13 protein-coding genes are annotated in these 24,619 nt (G+C 35.2%); all 13 read right to left on the minus strand.

Annotated elements, in window-relative coordinates; all coding sequences use genetic code 11:
* Window positions 1-11 precede the first annotated feature (11 nt).
* The 13 genes from VOI54_RS01685 to VOI54_RS01745 all read right to left on the minus strand — a co-directional run bounded on the left by VOI54_RS01685 (window position 12) and on the right by VOI54_RS01745 (window position 24,268).
* On the minus strand, window positions 12-1,601 hold the full coding sequence (locus VOI54_RS01685; protein ID WP_326280995.1) for a sulfatase family protein: 1,590 nt from the start codon (window positions 1,599-1,601) through the stop codon (window positions 12-14).
* Between the two features lie 5 nt (window positions 1,602-1,606).
* Window positions 1,607-3,016, minus strand: a complete 1,410-nt coding sequence (locus VOI54_RS01690; protein ID WP_326280996.1) for a sulfatase-like hydrolase/transferase — start codon at window positions 3,014-3,016, stop codon at window positions 1,607-1,609.
* A gap of 11 nt (window positions 3,017-3,027) precedes the next feature.
* The gene (locus VOI54_RS01695; RefSeq protein ID WP_326280997.1) at window positions 3,028-4,641 is read right to left on the minus strand and encodes a sulfatase family protein; all 1,614 of its coding nucleotides are present in this window, start codon (window positions 4,639-4,641) and stop codon (window positions 3,028-3,030) included.
* A 46-nt stretch (window positions 4,642-4,687) separates the two neighbouring features.
* On the minus strand, window positions 4,688-6,196 hold the full coding sequence (locus VOI54_RS01700; protein ID WP_326280998.1) for a sulfatase-like hydrolase/transferase: 1,509 nt from the start codon (window positions 6,194-6,196) through the stop codon (window positions 4,688-4,690).
* A complete protein-coding gene (gene bglX, locus VOI54_RS01705; protein ID WP_326280999.1) occupies window positions 6,197-8,488 on the minus strand; it encodes a beta-glucosidase BglX in 2,292 nt (763 codons plus the stop codon).
* 10 nt (window positions 8,489-8,498) lie between these two features.
* Complete coding sequence (locus VOI54_RS01710) at window positions 8,499-9,830, minus strand: glucoamylase family protein (protein WP_442809377.1); 1,332 nt, start codon at window positions 9,828-9,830, stop codon at window positions 8,499-8,501.
* 92 nt (window positions 9,831-9,922) lie between these two features.
* Window positions 9,923-11,593: a RagB/SusD family nutrient uptake outer membrane protein gene (locus tag VOI54_RS01715; RefSeq protein ID WP_326281001.1), complete on the minus strand. Its 1,671-nt coding sequence runs from the start codon at window positions 11,591-11,593 to the stop codon at window positions 9,923-9,925.
* Window positions 11,594-11,604: 11 nt separating this feature from the next.
* On the minus strand, window positions 11,605-14,637 hold the full coding sequence (locus tag VOI54_RS01720; protein WP_326281002.1) for a SusC/RagA family TonB-linked outer membrane protein: 3,033 nt from the start codon (window positions 14,635-14,637) through the stop codon (window positions 11,605-11,607).
* A gap of 76 nt (window positions 14,638-14,713) precedes the next feature.
* Complete coding sequence (locus tag VOI54_RS01725) at window positions 14,714-17,626, minus strand: SusC/RagA family TonB-linked outer membrane protein (protein ID WP_326281003.1); 2,913 nt, start codon at window positions 17,624-17,626, stop codon at window positions 14,714-14,716.
* Between the two features lie 217 nt (window positions 17,627-17,843).
* Complete coding sequence (locus VOI54_RS01730) at window positions 17,844-19,196, minus strand: sulfatase-like hydrolase/transferase (RefSeq protein WP_326281004.1); 1,353 nt, start codon at window positions 19,194-19,196, stop codon at window positions 17,844-17,846.
* A 30-nt stretch (window positions 19,197-19,226) separates the two neighbouring features.
* Window positions 19,227-20,918 (minus strand): sialate O-acetylesterase, encoded by a 1,692-nt coding sequence (locus VOI54_RS01735; RefSeq protein ID WP_326281005.1) that lies wholly within the window; start codon window positions 20,916-20,918, stop codon window positions 19,227-19,229.
* Between the two features lie 61 nt (window positions 20,919-20,979).
* Window positions 20,980-22,623, minus strand: a complete 1,644-nt coding sequence (locus tag VOI54_RS01740; protein WP_326281006.1) for a sulfatase family protein — start codon at window positions 22,621-22,623, stop codon at window positions 20,980-20,982.
* A gap of 100 nt (window positions 22,624-22,723) precedes the next feature.
* A complete protein-coding gene (locus VOI54_RS01745; RefSeq protein ID WP_326281007.1) occupies window positions 22,724-24,268 on the minus strand; it encodes a T9SS type A sorting domain-containing protein in 1,545 nt (514 codons plus the stop codon).
* Window positions 24,269-24,619: the final 351 nt, after the last annotated feature.

Consider the following 24,619-nt stretch of genomic DNA (forward strand, 5'->3'; position numbering starts at 1 on the left):
TTTATTTGCTATTACCCCTGTAATTCTCTTTTCTTTTTCGCTTTTCTTTTTGCAGCTCTTTCTAAAGCTTTTTTATCATTGGATTTTTTAGACTTACGCTTAGCCTTTTCTGCAGCTTTAGCTTTAGCTTTTTCTATCTGAGCCTGAGGCATTAACCCTCTTTTTGTTGGAAAATCCGAATCTATATATTCCTGCATTTTCTCAGGTTTATCCACATTCTCTAGCATCCCTAAAACAGGATCTTTCTTATCTACCATCCATTGTTTAAGTGCACTTCTATATTCTTCTATTTGCTTTGCATAAGCCGGGTCATTAATTAAGTTTGTTGTAGCATCCGGATCTTTTTGAACATCATAGAACTCTTCTAAAACTCTATGTCTGAAAAACTCAACGTACCTCATATGTTCCGGGTGGTTTGCCTCAATATCTTTATTTATCTGACCTTCATTTGAATTTCTATAAGCATATCCTGTTGGTGTCCACGGGTTAAATATGTACCTGAATTTTTTGTCTCCGTAAGAACGAATTGGTGTTGCCTTACCTCCAATTTTATAATCTATTTCTCCTATAACATAATCTCTATCTTTTTGTTTCTTTCCTTTCAATAAAGGAAGGATAGATTTTCCATCAAACTTTTGATCAACCTTAATTCCGGTAGCATCTAAAAATGTTGGAAAAATATCTACCTCAGAAATCATATGTTCGGTATCAATCAATCCTTTTTTCATATGCCCGGGATAATGTACATAGAATGGTGTTTTGGTACTTGCCACATAAGCATTTGCTTTGGCAAATGGAAAGGCAGAACCGTTATCTGATAGTACAATGATTATCGTATTTTCATACACGCCAGCTTCTTTTATAACCTTTATTACGGCTCCAAAAGTATCATCAAATCGTCTTACAGAATTATAATAATGACTTAATTCTTTTTTCACCTGATCTGTTTGGGGCATATATCCCGGAACTTCTACCTCATCGATAGAAAATATTCTTGAGGGCTCTTCAGCGCCTTTATGTTTTTTACCATTTGGATCGTGAAAACCTCTATGTGGATCATGCGAATTAATCATAAAATAGAAAGGTTTATCTTCCTTTTTGCATCTTTCAATAAATAGTCTAGTATTTTCTGAATACTTCTTAGGGCTTCTTCCTGCTCCTAAATCACCATAGTCTACCATAAAATCCCAAACAAAATCCATAGGCGGTGTTGAGTGGTTTACTTTTCCTAATATCCCGGTTAGATAACCGTTATCCTGAAACACTTCCATAGCTGTGGCTACATCTTTCTTTTTATGAATAAAGCCCATCATTCCGCTAGAAACTCCATATAACCCCGTGGCCATTATAGCTCTACTTGGTTGACAAATAGGTGTTGCTGTATGTGCTTCTGCAAATTGAACGCCTTCTTTAGCAAAAGCATCCATTTGTGGTGTTATATCCGGTATGTCTCTACCAAAAGAATTTACGGCTTCATATCCTAAATCATCTGCCGTAATTAAAACAACATTTAATGGTTTTTCCTTATTTTGACAGGACACTAACCCCGTGATAAACAATACAAAAACGATTAATACTTGCTGTAGGTTATTTTTATTCATAATTATTATCTTTTTAATTCAGTTCTTCTTGTTCTAACTACTTTATATGGGAATTTCTCTTCACTTCCATATCCATATTGTGCCGGAATATTCTTTGAATCCCATTTTTTATAAACTTCCATTAAAGCTTTTACCTGTTCAGGGTGTGTCTTTGATAAGTCTGTTGTTTCATAAGGATCCTGTAATAAATTGAAAAGCTCAAGCTTAGTTCCCATTTTTACAATTTTCCATTTATTATTTCTAACAGCATATTTATTGTTTGATTTCCAAAACAGCTCTCTTTGAGGACGCAATAAGGTTTTATTATCAATAAAAGTAGACATGTCTATACCATCTAAATGCCATGACGGATCAACTTGTACGCCTACGGCATTCATTATTGTTGGCATAATATCTAAAGACGATACCGGTTCATTATATATCATATTCTCCGGAAAATGATTCTTCCATTTTACAACAAACGGCACATGGATACCTCCTTCATAAAACTGGCCTTTTTCTCCTCTTAACGGTACATTATAGGAGAAGTTTCCTTTAGGTTTCCCTCCATTATCACTTAAAAAGAAAACCATGGTATTTTCTTCTAACCCGTGTTTCTTTAAGTTTGACATAATATCCCCAATACTTTTATCCATAGCAAAATTCATTGCTGCCAATAACTTTCTTTTTGGATGTTTAATATGATCAAACTCTTTTAGATATTTTTCCGGAGCTTGTAGAGGTGCATGTACTGCATTATAAGGTACATAGAGAAAAAACGGGTTATCTTTATTTCGATCAATAAAAGAAACAGACTCTCTGGTAATAGCATCTGTATAATATTCTTCCTCCATAGTTACTTCATCATTCCCTCTCATATATTTCTTTTCAGAATTTTCAGGGTCTATATACAGGGCAGCACCTTCCAGAAATCCAAAAAACTCGTCAAATCCCCTATTTAGAGGATATAGGTCTTTGTCACCACTTTCACCGCCTAAATGCCATTTTCCAAAGCATGCTGTTTTGTAACCTATTCTTTTTAATCTTGTTGAAATAAACGTTTCTGATAAGGGTACACCAACTTTACCGTCTTTTGTTAGTTTTCTTGGTCCCGGATTAAATTCAGAGCCAAAACGCTGTTGATAACGTCCTGTTAATAATCCGGCTCTTGTTGGGCCACAAACAGATCCTGTTACATAGCCATTTGAAAACGTAACACCTTCTAAAGACAAAGCATCAATGTTTGGTGTTGGTATATCCTTACACCCATTATATCCCACATCTGCAAATCCCAAATCATCTGCCAGAATAACAATAACATTTGGTTTATTCTTACTGGAGAAAACCTCATTTTTTGCTATATCAGAGCCTGGTTTTGATTTACAACCAACAGTCAATATGGCTATTATTATCAAACAAAGTATGTTTTTATTCATCATTTAAAAATTTAGTCTTTAAATACTTTCTTCCGCTTAAGAGCCTTCTTATTTTTCTTTTTTCCATGCCCCTTTTTCCCTCCTGACACGTAAGGTGCTTCAAAGTGCTCATCAGGAACTTCATACTTTTCTCGCTTTAATGCTAATTCCACCTTTAAAGCATCTATGGTCTCCTTATACTTCTTGTTTCCGTATAAATTTTTCACCTCCTCAGGATCCTTTTCTAAATCATAAAACTCATAAGCGTTATCTGTATAATAGTTAATAAGCTTGTATTGGTTTGTTCTAACCCCATCATGTCTAGGAACATTATGCTTTCCATGATCATAATAATGGTAGTAAATAGACTTTTCCCCTTTAACATCATTACCAGTAATAATATCTTCTTTTATAGAAACACCTTGCATATCTTCTGGTATTGGTAATCCGGCTGCATCTAAAATTGTTGGTCCTAAATCAATATTTTGAACCATAGAGGTTAATTTTGTTCCTGCTTTTACTTTTGAAGGCCATCTTAATAATATTGGCATTTTCACACCATCTTCATACATAAATCTTTTTTCCGCAAATCCGTGTTGCCCTGTAAAATAACTTTGGTCTGAGGCATAAATGATAATAGTATTCTCCTTAAGCTTAGGGTTTTTATCTAAATACTCCAGAATTCTCCCTACATTATCATCAATACCATCTACACACCTGATATAATCTTTAATAAATTTTTGATATCCATAGCTTCTTTTTTGTTTTTTGGTATCCAGTTTACCTGCTGCTGTTAATCGTCTTTCCTCTAAGGTTTCCTTATCTTTAAACGCATGCCATTTTTTACGTTGCTCAACAGTCATCCTGTCAAAGTAAATGTTTTTAGAAAAGTCATGTTCATCATACAGTTTCCCGGGTTTAAACGGCACACCCATCCAGGCTTTCGCTCCATAAGGTTCTCTTGTACTAAAATCATCATGTAATGTTTCCGGTTCCGGAAAAGTAACATCGGTATATTTGTCTAAATATCTGAATTCCGGCATCCTGGGTACATGAGTTGCTTTATAGTGTACAAACAAACAAAATGGCGTATCTGAATTTTTATTAAGCCATTCTAATGAGTAATTAGTAATGATGTCTGTAGAATATCCTTCTTCAGTAGATATTTCTCCATTATGGTTTAAAAAATCCGGATTATAGTAATACCCTTGTCCTCCTGCTCCTTTTAAAATTTTCCATGATGTAAACGAGTCTCCTGGATTTGAATTTAAATGCCATTTGCCAATTAGAACCGTTTGATATCCATTCTTTTTTAATTCTCTGGGAAATGTGGTTTGCGTATTATCATACTTAAAACCATTTCCCATAACACCATGCAAGTGGCTGTGTTTACCTGTTAAAATACTGGCTCTACTTGGTCCACATATAGAATTTGCATTAAAACTATTTAACATTAAAGCGCCTTCATTAGCTATTCTATCTATATTAGGTGTATTATTTAAACCCGAACCATAAGCACTAATTGTTCTGTTTGCATGATCATCTGCCATGATAACTATGATGTTTGGTTTTTCTTTTTCTTGTGAATAACCAAAAACACTTAACAGTGCCACAAATATTCCTATAGTATTGTTTTTCAGATTCATTTTTATTGGTTCTTTTTTATTACAGAGACAATATATGTGCCACTTATTATTTATAATTATATTTTCTGTTAACCGGGGGGTTCCATAATTTACTATCTGGATTTTTGGTATCCCATAAATCAAATAGATGTTGTAATTCTTTAACCTTTTCAGGGTGGGATTTTGAAAGATCAAAACGCTCTTCTTGGTCTGCTTTTAAATCGAACAGTTCTAATTTGCCTTGTTTGGCTTTTGAGAGTTTCCCAACACTATGATTATTCCATGTTAATTTCCAATCCCCTTTTCTTATGGCGTAATCATTATCGCGTCTCCAATACATGATTTCATGAGGTCTCTCATTACCTTTTTCTCCTTTTATATAGGGTAATATATTGACACCATCATACTTAAATCCTTTTTGTTTATTTGGATCAGCATTTATATATGATGCTATTGTAGGCAGTAAATCCAGTGTACTAACCGGTAGATCATATGAGGTATCGGGCATTATTTCTCCTGGCCATTTCATAATAAAAGGTACTCTGATACCCCCTTCAAAAGTATCTCCCTTAAACCCTCTGAATGACCCCGGACTGGACATTTTATGATCTGCATATTTTACCTGCGAATCCTTTTTTGTTGGTTTTAAACCCTGTCCTCTGGGGCTACCGTTATCACTTACAAAAATAACAACAGTATTATCTTCTATGTCATGTGTTTTTAAGGCTTGCATCATGTCTCCTACACCATCATCCATGGCCAATAACATAGCTGCAAAAACCTGCTTGTCCTTTGAATTGCTCAAATGCTTAACCCTGTCAATATATTTTTGAGGTACCTGCCAGGGATGGTGTACTGCATTATAAGCTACATATAAGAAAAATGGATTTTTGTCTTTTGCTACTTTATTTATATAGTTTACTGCTTCTTTACTAAATGTTTCTGTAAAATATGTTTCGTCATAATCTTTAACAACTTCTGTATTTTTAAACAAAGGCCATTTCCCTTTACTTTTAACAAAATCATTACTGGCTTCATAATAATCATGTGCTCCGTTTAAAAATCCGTAATAATAGTCAAAGCCTCTGGAATTTGGTTGTAATGTAGGATGTATACCCACATGCCATTTGCCAATTGCTGCTGTATTATAATTTTCATCTTTTAAAACTTCAGAAAACAGGGACTGGCTTGCCGGAATTCCTGCCTTTGCATATCGCATTTTTGATAAATCCGGGTACCCGGTAGCACTCATATTTTCTCCTGCTCCAAAACGTTGTTGGTACACTCCTGTTAGCATTCCTGAACGTGAAGGCCCACATACAGATGCCGAAACATATCCTTGAGTAAAGGTCACACCTTGATTTGCTATCTCATCAATGTTTGGTGTATAAATATCTTTACGTCCATTATAGCTGGCATCTCCCCATCCCATATCATCTGCAAAAATTAAAATGACATTGGGGGTTTTATGATCTTTATTAATTGAGATATTTTCTGATACAACCTCACTGCGGGTTTTGCAACCCACAGCTACAATTGCAGCTATTAATGCTATATGCTTCGTTTTAATTCTCATCTAGTTATATGAAAAACCACTTGTTAGTTTTGCTTCTGAATCACCTCCAACAAAAACTTTGAAATCTCCTTTTTCGGCTACAAAATTCATATCTATATCATAAAACTTTAAATCTTCAATGCTTAAATTAAAGGCTATAGTTTTTGTTTCTCCTTTTCTAATTAAAACTTTTTGAAAGCCTTTTAATTCTTTAACAGGCCTAGTAACAGAACCTACAATGTCCTTTATATATAGCTGTACAACTTCTTCCCCATCATAATTACCTGTATTAGTAACATCAACTGAAACCTTAATACCTTTTTCATTTGTTATTTGATCATTACTTAACTTTAAATCTTTATACTCAAATGTTGTATAGCTCAATCCATAACCAAACGGGTATAGCGGTGTATTAGGATTATCTAAATACATCGACTTATAGGTATTTATTTTAACATTAGGTTTAATTGGCCTACCTGTATTTTTCATATTATAATAAAGTGGCACCTGACCTAAACTTCTGGGAAATGTAAGCGGTAACTTACCTGAAGGAACGGCATCTCCAAAAACAATATCTGCAATGGCATGCCCTCCCATAGTACCCGGGAACCAGGCTTCTAAAATGGCATCCATATTATTATCTTCCCATTCAAGAGTTAATGGTCTTCCGCTTAAAAGCACTAATACAATAGGTTTATTTAGTTTTTTAAGTTCTTTTAATAATTCTTTTTGATTTCCCGGTAAGTCCAAATCTGTTCTACAAGATGCTTCACCAGACATATTTTGAAGTTCCCCCATTGCTGCAACAATTACATCTGCTTTTTTAGCGGCAGCTATAGCTTCTGAAAAACCACTGGTTATAGGCGCATCAGTTCGCTTCATATAACGTGACAGTTTTGTGCCTTCTGCATGAATAACATTCTCAGCTCCTATCATTTCCACAAAACCTTCTAACACCGTTACGGGGTCATCTTTGTGCTTTCCTGCTCCTGACCATGATCCAATCATATCTCTCTCTGTATTTGAAAGCGGACCAATCAATGCTATTTTTTTATTTTTTGATAATGGTAATGTTTGGTTTTCATTTTTCAACAGTACCATAGATTTTCTGGCCATATCTCTTGCTGCTTCCAAATGTCCTTCAGACATTACATACTTTTTTTGTCTATCTTCATCAGAATAGCGATATGGATCTTCAAATAAGCCCAAAGCATACTTTAGTTCTAAAATACGTCTTACTGCTGTATCTAATTTCTCAACGGGTACAGTTCCATTTTCTATAAGGCCTTTTAAATGCTTTGAATAGACTTCGCCTTGCAAATCCATATCTACACCGGCATCTATGGCTAATTTCACAGCTTCTTCTTCATCCTTTACAATGCCATGAGGTACCATTTCATTGATTGATTGATAATCTGTAACAACAAAACCTTTAAACCCCCATTCATCTCTCAAAATATCTTTTAAAAGGTATTTATTTCCTGTTGCCGGTACACCATTCAGTTCGTTAAAGGATGTCATGAATGAAGCTACACCGGCATCAACTGTGGCCTTAAAGGGTGGTAAATACGTGGTTCTTAATTCCCGGTCTGAAACGTCTACGGTGTGGTAATCACGACCTGCCTGAGCTGCACCATAAGCAGCATAGTGCTTTGCACATGCTAAAATAGTATTTGTGGCTTTTAAATCTTCGCCTTGAAAGCCTTTTACTCTTGCTTTTGCGACTTCACAACTATAATACACATCTTCGCCTGACCCTTCTGAAACACGCCCCCATCTAGGGTCTCTGGCAACATCTACCATTGGTGCAAAGGTCCAGTGTAAACCTTCGGCAGAAGCCTCTACAGCAGCTATTCTTGCTGCATTTTCAATAGCTTGCAAATCAAAACTTGCTGATTCTCCTAAAGAAATTGGAAAAATGGTCTTATGTCCATGAATCACATCATAACCAAATAACAATGGTATTCCAAGGCGTGTATTCTCAACCGCCATTTTCTGAAGGTTTCTTGTAAAACTGGCTTCGTAAGCATTAAAAATATTACCTACTTTACCTTCTTTTATTAGTTTTTCATAATTTTCATTTACTGATGGCCCTGTAACATCTCTTGTACTTGTTAGAAGTACAGTTTGACCAATTTTTTCATCTAAGGTCATCACAGAAAGCAATGAATCTACTTTTGCGTTCATGGCTTTGTCATCTGCATTCCAGCTTTCAAAAGCGGTTTCTTTTTTGTCGTTAAAATTGAATGCTAACAAAGAGATAAATACTATTCCAAGTATAAATGCTAAAAAAATTGCGTTTTTCGTTTTCATCTTTCTATAATTAAAGTTTTGCAAAGCCTAATTTTTCTAAGCCTTTGTTTATTTCCGGGCAACTCATAAATAGATCCCAAATTAATCCTGTTCTGTGGTTTTCAATCATTACAATTATTGGAGCCTGATCAATAGCTAAATATTGATAATCATACCAATTTTCTTGTAAATTAAAAGCATCTGTAAAACCATAGTCTCCCCAAATTTTGTCTCCCAGTTCTTCATAAAAAAAACGCAATGCTTTCATTGATTCTTTTGGAGTATAAGGAAATGATGATAATGCTGCTGTTGGGGTTATAACACCTCTATCATTAGTTGGACTATGCGCAGAATAGCCATTATTTCCATCACTGGCTGTTAATCCCCAGCAATTTTCTCCATAGCCTTTATAACCTTTTGGATTTTCTACACAATACGTATAATTGATTTTGGAGTGATTAACATTTTGCGTCCAATAATTAGCATATTTATCTTCTAGCAATTTTGGGTTTAAGCCCAAATACGAATAATGGGTAAAAAAGAGTGGGCCTCCAAACTTTGGCCCTAAAGGCAGATCATAGCCATAGTGATTTCTATCCTTTACAATACTTCCTTTTTGTGCCCATCCATTATGATAAACAGATGCCGGAATACTATGTGTATTAGAGGATGCTGCTAAGATATATGCTATTTGTCCCTCATGATGTCCTTTAATTTTATGATTCTTTTGAAATCCATAATTAGGAGACCAATGCCATGTTAAAATATCATCACCAGGTTGTACATACCAATCCCATTCAACAGCATCCCATATCTTATTAATTCGATTTCTTAAATTTTGTTCTCTTTTTGTATCCTTGTTAAAATATTGTCTGTTAATCAATAATCCTTCTATTAAAAAAGCGGTTTCAATAATGTCTCCTCCGTCATCATGCTTACTAAATCTTACTGCTCTTTTAGAAGTACCACTATACCAATGCGCATATGCCCCATGAAACGTATCTGTGTTTTCTAAAAAACTAAGCATCTTCTCTAAACGGGTTAACACCTGTGCTCTGGTTTTCCATCCTCTTTCTACGGCTATCGGGAATGCTGCTAATCCTAAACCGGTTCCTCCGGAGGTTACTCTTTGCTTTCTTCCTTTCTTTGAGGTAGACCGCTCATGAGCCATACCGGTGTTAGATTCGGCAAAATCCCAGAAGTATTTGAAGGTTTGTTTTTGCACCTTTTCAAGTAATTCCTCATCCGAGAGTTTAACCTTTTTGTCTTTAGCACCAGATTCTCCTGCCACAATTTTATGTGCACACCCTAAACAAATCACAGCGATAAAAAAAGTGATTACATTATATTTATATGCCTTAATAAACTTCATTTAATGTTTTTTCTACCTTAATAATATTCTTTAACATTAACAGGTTATTTTTAACTTCTCTTTTTTAATATTTCAATTTTATATTAATAGCCTGGGTTTTGTTCCAACAGCTCACTACTAAGTAAAATTTGAATAATTGGAATTGGAAAAACATCATTCTTGGGAGATTGATATGCCCTATCCATTCCTCTTGATTCTAAATAATCATTCGTTACTTGCTCCCTTCTTCCCTGACGGGCCAGATCAAACCAACGATCATGTTCAAATGCCAATTCTAATCTACGTTCTCTCCAGATGGCACTTTTTAACTGATCGCCACCTGTTCCTGGAAGGATATTATTAATATCATCAGTAGTAGGGTAATCATGAGAATTATCTCCAAAAGCTCTTAATCTTATTTTATTTAAAGTAGCTTCTGCATCAGCAGTCTGTCCTAATTCATTTGCAGCTTCTGCCCGAATTAATAAAATATCGGCATAACGTAAGGTTCTTATATTCTTATTATTTCTTTGACCATTAAACGCATTTGGATTTATGTTTTTGTTACTTGTTACATATGATTTAGGACAAAAGAAATCATATGGCTCTCTATTTGGAGCTAATCTATTATCAAAATATCTTAATCGTGTTCCTGCAGTTCCCTGACCTGTTAAATCAAAATACGCTCTATTATTTTTACCAACTATAGTAGCATTTAAACGCCTATCTGAAAACTCATATAGTTTTACAATCTCATCACTAGGTACGCCCAAATTGATTCTTTCTGAACTCGCCCAGTTATAATAGTTAATAACCGGCGCAGCATTGTTTGCAAATCCTTGATTTCCTTGTATCTCAAATACAGATTCTACATTATTCTCTGCATAAACTAACCATGCCACAGATGCTAACATATTTGGCCCACCACCATTAACACCATATTTATCATAAGTAAAATCTAAATCATAACCTAAAGCTTCCACATCTAAAGTGGCTTGATGACATAAACTCCAATTCTCTAAACTTCCCTTTCCATTTACCTCTCCTAGTCCATTGTATTGCTGGTCACTGGAAACATACATATATACTTTTGCTAAATAGCCCAAAGCTGCTCCACTTGTAGCTCTACCTAATTGAGCTTCATCCCATTCTTCTCTTGTTGGTAATTTGGCAGCTACCTCAGTAAGCTCATCAATAATAAATTCATATAGTTCTTCTTTAGAAACCCTTACGTTAGCCACAATTTTATCATCCGCATCACCTGGTGTTAATATGTGGTCTACTAATGGCACCCCCCCAAATACTCTTAATAGCCTAAAATAGGTCATGGCTCTTATAAAACGGGCTTCTGCTATATACAGTTCTTTAAGGTTATCCTCAACATTATCTAGTTCCGGAACAAACTTTAAAACATAATTTGCTCTAGTAATTGCAGAATAGTGTGATGTCCATACTGGGTTAAGGCTTCCTAAAGAACCGTTAATTTCTTCAATTCCGTCAATAACATTTCCGTTTTTATTATTACCACTAACTCCGGCTATAGCGTTGTCACTAGGTACCGTTGTGGCGTATATCCAATGGATACCGGTGTAGGCCCCTAAAAGCATAGCATTATAGGTGGCATATACCATCTCTTCAGCTACGGACGCATTTTGTAAAGCTTCATCTACCGTCAATCTAACGGGGTCTGCATCAATAAACTCATTATCACTACAATTGAATACAATTCCAATGATCAATATGATTGCTATATATTTAGAAATATGTGTCTTCATAATATGTTGTATTAAAAATTAATTTGTGTTCCAAAAATAAACTGCTTCGTTGCCGGATAAGCATTAAACTCAAAACCTGTATTTCCTAAAGGATCTCCTTTAATTACAGTTGGATCTGAAGTCCCTTCTCCTCCGGATAATGACGGATTATATCCAGAATATTTTGTGAAAATAAATGGGTTTTTAGCTGTGGCATATAACCTTAAGCGGTTTAAGCCTATAAAGTTTTTAAAAACATAACTTAAAGTAATATTGTTGATTCTAAAAAAGTCACTGGACTCTAAATAATAGGTCGATGGTCTGTTATCATTGCCCACTGCTCTAGGCTCATATGAAATTTGTCCGGGTGTAGTCCAACGGTTATCAAACACACTTTGCTCAATATTCTCATAAGTATAACGCAATTGCTTTTTACCATTATATATTTTACCACCACCAATACCATAGCCACGAGCCACCAAACTAAATTGTTTATAGTTTAAATTAATATTAATACCATAATTGTATTTTGGTAATGGCGATCCATGGAATTCACGATCTGCAAAATCGCCAATAGCTGTACCATCTTCGTTCAAATCTTTATAAACACGATCTCCTGTTTGTGGGTCAGCACCTAAATACGTTGCTAAAAACCATGACCCAATAGGTTGCCCAACATCTAAAAGTTTGGTTTGTATAGAACCCTGCCCTATTATACCTCCCGGAATTTGAATATTAGCCTCAGTAAGTATTTCCTCTAATTCGTTTCTATTATATGAAAAATTCCCTGAAATGGAATAGGTAAAATCCTTCCCAATTTTATCTCTCCACCCCAATGAAATTTCTTTACCTTCATTTCTGATTTTTGCCAAATTAGTGAACGGCCTGTTTGAAGCTCCAAATGTTCCTTCTAAAGTTGTTTGTAAAATAGCATTGGTGTTTAGCTTATTATAATAATCAAAACCTCCTGTTAACCTATTGTCAAACATTTTAAACTCTGCTCCAACACTAAATTCTCTGGTAACCTCCCAAGACAGGTCTTCGTCTAAAATCTGGGTAATTGAAGAGCCTTGATTTACTCGTTGGAAAGACCCATTATTAGGCCCGGTTGCATAATTTAAATCTGATGCAAAAGTTAACACCTGTAAACTAACATTTTGATTACCTAACTCACCCCAGCTTCCTTTAATTTTAAAGAAATCTACAAAGTTTACGTTACTCATAAAGTTCTCATCTGAAACTACCCATGCTGCACCTACAGAGTAAAAGTTACCCCACTTATGACCTGGTTTAAATTGACTGGACCCATCACGTCTTCCCGTTAACGTTAATAAATATTTATGATCATAATCATAATTTACTCTTGTAATATATGACCGTAAAGAACGTACAGGAGATACACCTGACCTAATAGTTGTAATGTTCCCATCAGAAATATTAAAATCAAAATCTCCAAAAGGTACACCTGTATAACGCCCTCCAAGAGTGGTGTTATTATGAATACGTTCTGTTGTTGTTCCTAATAACACTTTCACATTATGAATACCTCCTAATGTTTTGTTATAAGTTCCATAAAAATCATGTACCCATCTTGTATTTTGCATTTTTCTGGTATTTAATACAATTATTGGATCAGCATCAGGGTCAAAATCCGGAGAATTCTCCAAATCATCATTATTTACATTAAACGTATTTACGGTTTGAAATCTTCTTGTAAAACCAAAATGGGTTTTGAATGATAAATTTCTATTTAACTTATAGTCTAAAGTAAACCCACCTGTAAGTTGCTTCATACTGGACCTATCATTAGTCCTTTCTATTAGTGAAATAGGATGCCCTGCATTTGAATAATTCTCATTGTTTAATGTAGAAAAAGAACCATCTTCTAAATAAATTGGTGCAATAGGAGCTTGTCTATAAGCTCTAGAAAACACGTTATTTGGAATTTGATTGGATTCTCGTATGGAAAATAATAATGTATTTTTAAAAGTTAACTTATCTGTAATATTAAAAGTTAAATTGTTTCTAAAGGTATATCTTCTAAAATCATTTCTTTTAATAATATCTTCTTCATTATAAAAACCAGCATTAAAATATTCTGTTACTTTTTTAGTACCTCCTGAGATAGACACATTATAGTTCTGTATTTTTCCCAGCCTTGTAATTTCATCAAACCAATCAGTCCTACTTGGTGATGGCACTGACGGGTCAAAAATGCCATATTCCGGACCAAAATCAGCAATCCCAGCGTTTATTGTTGCTAAATCCTGCCCTTCACCTAAAATTTGTTCCATGATATACTGTTGATAATCTTCAGGGCCGGCTAAATCAACACTGGTCAGCATGTCTTTCACTCCAGTAAATGCGGACACATTAAATTTAAATGCTCCAACCTTTCCTTGTTTCGTGGTGATTATAATCACACCATTAGCTCCTCTGGAACCATAAATAGCTAAAGATGAAGCATCTTTTAAAACATCTAATGATTCTATATCTTCTGGGTTAATATCATCAATATTATCTAGAATGATACCATCAACCACATATAAGGGATCCCTACCAGCAGAAGCTGTACCAAGCCCCCTAATTCTGATTACCGGGCTTCCTCCCGGTGCTCCATCTGCTGTTACATCAATCCCTGGCGCCAACCCTTGAATAGATTCCACAGCATTAACTGCAGGCTGTACGGTTAGGTCATCGGCCTTAATAGAAGATATAGACCCTGTTAAATCTCGTTTTTTAGATTGTCCGTATCCTACCACAACAACTTCATCTAAGCTCTCTGTTGAGGTTTCCAGTATCACATGTATTACAGTATTGTCCCCTACTGTAATATCCTGGGTTTTGGTTCCTAAGTAACTGAACTGAAGTATTTCTCCTTTATTTGCATTTATGGTATAATTTCCATCAAAATCAGTAACAGCTCCTGATTTTGTATTTAGATTTACTACTGACACTCCTGGTAATATACCACCATCTGAAGCTTTAACTGTTCCTGTTATTTGCATTTGCGCTAAGCTCAGTACAGGTATTAGTAGTAGAAAGTATATTAATTTAGTTTTCATATTTGGTTTGTTTTATTATTTATAAGACATATAACCTGCCTTCTGTAATTCTTTACTTTTGAATCGCGTCTTTATATTAAAAATCTACCACAAAGCCTCCTACAACCGTACGTGTTGTTGGGTATGTGTTATAGTCAATTCCTGAATTACCTATGTAATTATTACCTCCGTAAGTTCGTCCGGGCAACTCTGGTGAATACCCAGAATAGTCCGTAAACAAAAATGGGTTTTTAGCGGTTACATATAATCTCACATTTTCTAACCCAAACACTTTGTTCTTAAAATTATATCCAAGTGTGATATTATTAATTCTAAAAAAATCACCATCTTCTAAAAAATATGAAGACACCACCGATTTATTAGCTGTAAAGCTTACCTCATTAGCTCTGTTGTTATAGAAATCCTGTTCTATATTACCGCCTTCAATTAAACTTTTTTGCTTTTTAGCATTGTAAATTTCTGCTCCCTCAGAACCATAAGCCTGAACTGATAAATCGAAATTTTTAAACACTATTCCAAAATTCAAACCATAAAAGGTATCAGCCTCAGAGTTCCCAACAAATTGTTTTTGAGATTCGTTAGCATCTGTTGTAGGTGTTCCATCTGTTCTGTTTTCATATAATATTTCTCCCAAATCATTAACTCCAATGGCATCATACATATACCAGGCACCTACAGATTGCCCTACAGCTAAACGTTTGGTATAATTACCATTTACAAAACCACCGTCTAGTTGTACCGTACCATCATTACTAATGGCGTTTACCCTATTTTTATTTTTTGAAAAATTAACACCTAAGCTATATCTGAAATTATCATTCACCGTATTTTGCCACTGTAAAGCCACTTCATATCCGGAATTTCTAATCTTAGCAGCATTTTGAAAGTAGCTTGCGGGATCTATTGCGAAAGGATGTACTGGGATTTCTGAATCAAAATTCTCTTTATCAAGTCGTACTAATGCCGCATTATTATTAAATCTATTGTAGTAATTGAATTCTCCTGATAAGCGACTGTTAAACATAGTGAATTCAACACCTATATCAGACATGTCAGAGATTTCATAACCGTTAGCTGAATCCAGGTCTACTGGTGTTTCTGCTCCAATATAATTATCTATAATCCTATTAGACAGCAACCTGTAAACGGGAATTCTTTGGTTTGCTACTTCTCCAACTCCTGCTCTGATCTTTAAAAAATTAATTATGCTTTGGTTTTGTAAAAAACGCTCTTCAGAAACTATCCATCCACCACTAATCGCATATGTTGTAGCGTGTGTTCCGGCTAAAAATCGTGTTGAGCTATCTGATCTACCGGAAAGGTTAAATAAGTACTTCCCTTTGTAGTTATAACTAAGTTTTGCCAGCTGCGATTGAAAGCGTAATGTTGGGTGTGTAATGCCTCCAATAGCCGGTTCTCCTCCCAATGTTCTAACAAAATTAAACCCAATAGGAAAGTTCCAAAGATGCTCTGCTTCAGGAACCTGATTTACGGTACCATAATCTATGGTACTTCTATTATAATCTCCTGAAATACCATATACTAAGCTTAGATTATGGTTTTCTTTAAAAGTTTTATAAAATGTAGCGTAAGCATTATAATTATATTGGATGGCTTCTAATCTATTTTCTGAATAATAGGTTTCTCCGGCATTATGGTTAGGATCTGCTAGTTCTGTTTCTCCGGCAAAAGACCTCCCTAGGTTTGCTTGATATTTTATACCAAACCCTGATGATATCGTTAAAAAGTCCAACACCTTATAATCTGCATTAATTCCTGTACGCACAATACTAGTTTCATTATCATGGTTATACAATGCCACATCTCCAATAGGATTGTCTCCATATATTAAACCACCAGGTCCGTAATTACCATTATATAATCCGTCTACATTTCTTATCCCAAAAGTTGGCACCTGTTGGTATGCATTTTGAAAAGCCCCTACCGGTTTATTTTCAGAATTAACTAAAGCAAGCGCTCCATTAAACGTAAAATTCAATTTTGAAGACAAAGCAAAATCAAGATTTCCTGAAAAATTAACTCTATTATATTTTTCATTATCCAAAAGTCCTTGTTCATTATACAAGCCAGCACTCACATAAGTTTTTAGGTTTTGAGAACCAGCACTTAATGACACATTTCCTCTAAACACCTTACCTACTGAAGTTAACTCGTCAAACCAGTCTACTTCTTCCGGAATAGTATTACTTATTCCTGTATAATCTTGTAGAGAAGCTGCATCAGCCATATCTACTTTTGACGACACATCTTTTACTCCATAATGCGCTGTAGCCTTAACCTTAAGGTCTCCTATATGGCCTCTTTTAGTATTAATAAGAACAACGCCATTGGCGCCTCTACTTCCATATGTTGATAAAAGTGCGACATCTTTTAAAATATTTATAGACTCGATATCCTCATTATTAATATCATTTATTTCATCTACAAAAATACCGTCTACAATATATAGAGGGTTTCCTCTGGTCATTAATGTACCAATTCCTCTAACACTCACATTGGCCTGAGCCCCCGGCTGGTTATCCATTAAAACTTTTACGCCTGTAGCATTTCCTTGAACACCATCAAAAATAGCTGCTCCAGGACTTGAAAAAATAAGAGGCGATTCAATAAAAGATTCTGCTCCCGTTAATGATCTTTTTTCCGAATCTCCCAAACCAAGGGTTACTCTTCTATTTAGATCTTCATTTTTCATTGGGTTTAGAACAACTTCCACAAAGTCTTCAGATGCCTCTAATTCTTTAGTTTTATAAGTAAAAAAACTAAAAACCAGAACATCCTGTTCATTTGCACTAACGGTAAAAGCTCCATCTATATCTGTTACGGCAGATTGTTTTTTGTTTTTAACAGAGACTTTCACAAAGGGAATGGCTTCTCCTAAAGCATCTTTAACTACACCACTAACCGTTCTTTCCTGTGCAAAAAGAAAAGCGGGAATGCATAAAAGAAGGTAAATAATTTTTGTTTTCATATTATCAGTTTAGTTTAAAGTTTAGTTTAATTGTCTAAATTTAGATTTTATATGTTTGACTGACTAAAATCAACACACACTATAAATACGTCATTCGCAAATATGCTGTTGAAGTAGTATACAACCTTATATTACACCCTAATTATATAGCCTTTTGAGAGGTTTTATATTTTTAATGACGTATAATTGAAGTAGTATTTCAGTCCGTTTAATTAATTTATTTTGCTTTTTTTACATTTATTGGACCTCCAAAACTCCCCTGATAACTCCATTGGGGTTCAATCATTGTGTCTGACCATAAATCAAACTCATTTTTTAGTTTTTTTGCTACTTCAGGAAACTCTTCAATGACATTTTTACTTTCAGAAATATCTTCCGAAATATGATATAGTTCAGCTTTATCTTTTCCTTTCAACTTAAGGAGTTTCCACTCGTTATTTCGTATAGCCCATTGATATAAAAATCTCCAATAAATGTTCCTGTCAGCCGGTGCTGCTTTCTCTTCTCCTTTTAAGTAAGGCATTAAATTAATACCATCTAATGCATTTGTTAATTCAACCTTACTATTAATGGCATTATAAATGGTTGAATAAATATCTATAGCTGCAACTGGAAAATCCAACTGTTGTTTTGCTTTTATTTTGCCTTTCCATTGAAACACGAACGGCACACGTATTCCACCTTCCAGAACAGTTCCCTTTTGTCCTTTTAAAGGATGATTATAGGAGTGGTTCCCATTTGGTTTACCTCCATTGTCACTATAAAAGATAACAAGTGTATTTTCTTCAAGATTGTGTTCTTTTAGCTTATCAATTATTTTACCAATATTCCTATCCATGGCACTATGCATAGCTGCTAAAGTTTGGCGTTTTTTATTCTTGATATGCTTAAACTTTTTTAAATCTTTAGGTGTTGCCTGTAATGGCCCATGTATAGCATTAAAGGGTACATATAAGAAAAAGGGCTTCTTTTTGTTTCTTTCTATAAAATTTACCGCTTCTCTTCCAAAGGCATCGGTTAGGTATTCAGGTTCGCTTCTTACCGGTTTATTACCCTTTAATAACATTTGTTTGTTATTTCCTTTTACAAAGTATGAGCTGGCACCATTATTAAACCCAAAAAAGAAATCAAACCCTCTGTTATAAGGCATAAATTGTTCGTACTTACCTTGATGATCTTTTCCAATCCATGCTGTTTTATAACCTTCGCTTTTCATGAACTCACCAAGCGTTAGTTCATTTAAAGGAATACCTGGCTTTGTATCTACCGTTTGTCTGAAAGGGCCTCCCGGATTATCTTCAAAGCCAAATCTGTTTTGATAACGTCCGGTTAATAAACCTGCACGAGACGGAGCACAAACCGGAGCCATAGCATATCCGGCTGAAAAATTTGTTCCATGCTCAGCAAGCTCATCAATATTAGGAGTGGGTATTTCTTTACCTCCATGATACCCCACATCTCCATAGCCTAAATCATCTGCTAAGATCAAAACAACATTAGGTTTTGTTTGCGCTATGCTATTGGCAATTAGCATAAGGCCTATTAGTATTGTCAAGTTTAGTTTTTTCATTTGTTTTCTTATCTGTTTATTACTATTATTCTATTGCATTTTTGGCCTGTCCCAATCTTTGGCTTTATAGCCTTTTGGTTTTTTGGGCTTAAAAACGGTAACCTCATCGGAACCTTTTTCAAACAACTTCCAGGTATCTGTTCTAAAAGGAGATGCCGGTAAACCTTCTTTATTATACAGTAAATTTCTTTCTGAGGGATTCATTGCCCAGGCATATCTTACGGCTTTGGGATCTGTTACTTTGTCAGAATAAACCACTACTTTACCGTGGATAATCTCCACGTCTGCCCAATGCCATTTTTTATCTTCTCCAGCGATAGCAAATGTGTTTAGTTTTCCTTTTTTACCGGTAATTAAACCACTTCCAACACTATTAAATGTTAGTATTATTTTATTTCCTTCTATATTTTGTGAATCAAAATAAGGCCCATGAGCTACAATAGGTTTTTTATACACATCATGTAATACGTTAAATGCATGCCTATAACCAATAGGTTTTTTATTTTTAGGATGTAGTTGAAAAGCATCTCCGGTATCAATAGACACTGCCAAGCCTGTATTTGGTGTTTCTGATATAATTTCTAACATGGCATGCCTTGACACTGCCCAAGGCGCTTCAAGCCCTTCTACCGGTTGAGTTTGAACCGGGTTCCAACTGGGTAATTGTGTCATGGAAAAATAAAAGTCTTTGTTTACATTTCCATTAGACATTTCATGCCATTTTTTTCTATAAAACCCAATCAGCAATTGTAACTGTTCTTTAAAATCTCTGGCTTGCTGTACCGTTTTTGAATTACGTTCTCCCTGATACCAAATAATGCCTTTAATACCGTAACCCAGTAAAGGATGTACCATGGCATTGTATATATTAGACGGGTATTGATTTCCCAATCTGGCAGGTTTTGTAATCACAGGAAGCATCCGCTTTTTTACTTTATTTTTCATGGTATCATTAGCAGCCATTTGCTTTTGATACAAATCCAACTGTTTCTGATAGGTTTTAAATGCTTTTTCTTCAGTAAATCCAAGCTTTTCTTCCTGTCTCTTACTGGTTTCGTCCAGTTCACTTTTAAGCGAAATACTTCTGTTACTACCACTTTGAACATCCCATGGCATCCATCCTTCTATTGGAGTACCTGCATAAGCCTGAACAATAATTCCAACCGGAACTCCCAGTTCTTTTTGTAGTCTTTCTGCAAAATAATAGGATACGGCAGATGTATTACCGGCAGATTGTGGCCCGGATATACTCCATTTTCCTGAGGGGCAATCGGTTTTAGGTTCATGCCAATTCTGACGATCTGATTTATATATTCTTAGATTGGAGTTTTTTGCTTTGGCCATGGTAGCTTCACCTTCAAACGTATTGCGTAATGCCCATCCCATATTAGACTGTCCTAAGCACAGCCAAACTTCACCTAAAAGCAGATTCTTAAACACAATCTCTTCACTACCGTTAACAGTCAATGCATAAGGCCCACCTGCTGCAATTGTTTTGAGAAACACTTTCCAGTTACCTTCTTTGTCAGTTTTCACAGAGGCTTTTTCTCCCCAACTCCCTCTGATCTCAATGTTTTGGTCAGGAGTATCCTTTCCCCAAATTGCAACCTTACTCTTTTGTTGCAAAACCATATGATCTCCAAAAAAAGTTGGTAAGCTTGTTTGGGAAAACAAACAGGAGGAAACAAAGCCTAAAACTATAATACAGGTAAATCTTTTCATATCTAGTTTTATGATATAAATTGTTGGCTCAGCGCATGGCACTTCCGAATTCAGAAAAAGATCAATGCTTTTTCTCCGGAATCATATTTGGGACTTTTCTTGTTCTGCCAAGTTTTACATCTTTCCATTCTTCAATTGGTGGTTCTTTGTAAAACTCCATCAACCTTTTAAGCTCTTCTTTCATTTCAGCTATCTGCGCAGCATAGGCTTCATTGTTAATAAGATTATTGGTCTCATTATGATCCTTATCTAAATCGTAAAATTCCCATTCATCAATATTGTTATAAAAATGAATCAATTTATAACGTTCATTTCTTACTCCGTAATGTCTTTTTACCGAATGAAAACCAGGGAACTCATAATAATGGTAATACAATGATTTTCTCCAATCGTCCTCTTCTTTTTCACCGGCGGTAATTCCTTTTAAGGAAACGCCTTGGATATCTTCAGGAACCGGCAGTCCGGCATATTCTAAAAAGGTTGGAGCTAAATCAATATTTTGAACCATTTCTGTAGCGACACTATTGTTTTTTATTTTACCAGGAAACTGCATTAATAACGGCGTTCTAAAAGACTCTTCATACATAAATCGTTTATCAAACCATCCGTGTTCTCCTACAAAGAAACCTTGATCTGAGGTATACACTATCAAAGTATTATCAGTTAATCCTTCTTTTTCCAGATAATCTAAAACACGACCAACACCTTCATCTACAGAAGCTATTGTTGCACAATAATCCTGAACATAACGCTGATATTTCCATTCTGCCATTTCTTTTTCCGTGAAATTTGCAGCATTCATATCATCATTGCGCTTTCTATAGGCATTATTCCATGCTGTGCGCTGTGCTTCAGTCATACGTTGAAAATGATTCGGCCACCTGTCATATCTTAAACTATCAGACCCTACAGCAACAGTCATTTTTAAATCATGTCCTTCATACATATCTCTGTAGATATTCATCTTTTGTTCTGCCGCGGCTGTTCTGTTTTTATAATCATCAAAATAGGTTTCCGGCATAGGGAATTTAGTGTTTTCATACATTTGTGTATGACGCAATGCCGGCATTTGATTTCTATGTGGCGCCTTATGATGAATCATCAAAGCAAATGGTTTACTTTTATCGCGTTGCTTATCTAACCAATTAATAGAATAGTCTGTTGTCAAATCAGTGGCATAGCCTTCAACAACTTCAGTGGTGTCTTTGGTTATAATTTCCGGATTATAGTATTCACCCTGATCATTTAATATTTTCCAAAAATCAAAATCAATACCCTCAGGGGTATGTCCTATATGCCATTTACCAACAACAGCGGTTTGATAACCGGCCTGTTTTAACATTTTAGGCCATGTAGGTTGGTTCCCGTCAAAGGTTTGCCCGTTATAAGAAAAGCCGTTTATATGCCCAAACTTACCTGTTAGCATGGCAGCCCTACTGGGACCACATAAAGAATTTGTTACAAATGAATTATCAAAGCGTATTCCTGCATTAGCTATCCTGTCTATATTTGGTGTTGGTGCCAATTTAGAAACAGGGTGGCCATAAGCACTTAATGCCTGATAAGCATGATCATCTGCCATGATAAATACAATGTTAGGGCGTTGCTGTTCCTTTATGTCCTCTTTCTTTTTATCCTGACAACCGGCCATTAAGAAAGTCAAACCAAAGGCTATTAGCAGATTTTTACACACTTGTTTTTTCATTATAACGTATTTCTTTTGATAATTAAAGCCAAGCAAATAGCATCCGCTTGGCTTTAATATGTATTATAGGGCTATTAATCTATTATTCTATTCTGTCTGTCTATTGTTTTACAAATTTGAATGTTCCCTCTACATCGTCTACTGTTGCCGTAATGATATAGATGCCTCTGTTTAAGCCGGATACATTGATACCATCTGTTTTAGCATTGATTTGTTTGCTTAAAACCTCCTGACCTAACAAGTTATACATTCTAATACTTTGAATTGTTTTAGCTGACTTAAGGTTTAACACCTCTCTTGCAGGGCTTGGAAAGTAACTGAAGTCAATGCCTGAGTTTTCAAAGTCTTTAATACCAGCGGTACTTGCCAGTTGTAAATCGTCAAAATAAACTATTACACCATTTTGGTTTGTTCCTTTATGAAGATAAACTCCAACTCTATCAAAGCTGCTAGGTAAAACCCCTGCAGTACTTATCCAATTTGCACCAGAAATATCTGTGTCTATTTGATAAACATTCCAATCTGTTTCAGTTGCCGCTAAATCAACCCTATATTCAACTCTATTAGCAAAACCGTCTGCATTGTTCCACAACCAAACATCAAAAAATGTAGCTGTAGTTCCTTCAACAGCAGCAGCAAACTCTACAACTTCATTTATTGCAAAGGGGCTATCAATTATAAAAATTGTACCAGCATGGTTATTAGCATCAAGAATTGTCTCAATTTTCAAACTATTGGTACCTGTAGGTGTTGAAGCTCCTTTGGAAGGCGTTGGAACAACAGAAAATTCAAATTGCGTTTTAGTCTCTATCCCTTTATGAAAGTTATCGGTATCCTCAAAACCAAACGGCAAGCTAATAACATTTCCAGAGTTATCCGATCCAAAATCAAACCCATTACAGTCAAAATCTATACCATCATAATAACTCTCTGTTGCCCCAGGGTTTATAGCTGCATCTGTATCATCACAATCTACACCTAAATAACCAGGCTCAGAACTAGCATTAGATAAGGTATAGTAATTATCTCCATCTTCATCAACACCAATAAGCACACCACTGGTATGTACAATATCATCAAAACGAATAATAGATCCAGTTGCTTTACTTTCTGCGCTTGTAGTTGAGATATAAATTCTATCAAAAGCCAAGTTTTTTGCTTTATCTTTATCAGATACAGTCCCAGTAAAGACACCTGCGTTTTCGATATCAAAAGTAGCATTATACCAGGTATTACTTGCAGCATTAGGAATAACCACATCTCCTTGAGCCTTATCCGCAGTACCTCCTATACCAACTCTAATACGTAAAGTTTGATTTGCCCCTCCAGAATTTGTAAACAAAACTTTAAAGCTAATTGTTTCGTTAGCGGCACCCCCGGCAAAATTAAACTCTGTTGCTGGCTGAATTAGCACGGAATGTAGATTTTGTGCGCTACCGTCAACTTCTCTTTCCAATACTTTGTCTGGTGTACCTGTATTAGTTCCATTATCATTAACTTTAACCACGTCAGCTACTGAAATAGAAGAATTTGTTGTGGAGATTCCCGTTAACGGATTTAATTCAAAATCATAGGGAAAATCTCCTTGAGCAAACCCAATTGCCGTCATCAAAATTGAACTTAATAATAAAGTAATTTTTTTCATGTCTTAAATATTTTTTAGTTTTAGTAATTTACATATCGTTTTTCCGTGCACTTTTATAGTCTTAAAAAAACGGAGAGTAGTGAGAAGTAAAACTACTATTAGAAAAACGGTTTTCAAAAAAGGAGCGTTATTTATAAATACATCAACAGAAAAGAAGACCTGATACACCACTAATAAAGGCGGTTACAGAGGTTTACAGGCCTTAAAATAAATAACAAAAAATGATTTTTGACGTAGTACTGACGTAGTGATTTTTTAGTTTTGAAGTATCTTTTATCTCAAAAAAGAAGCTAAAAACCCTTAAAAATCACAAAAATACAAGCTCTATTTTGTGAAATTATCAGATTTTAG

This window comes from Alterotamlana spongicola (assembly GCF_035818475.1).
Lineage (GTDB): Bacteria > Bacteroidota > Bacteroidia > Flavobacteriales > Flavobacteriaceae > Cognatitamlana.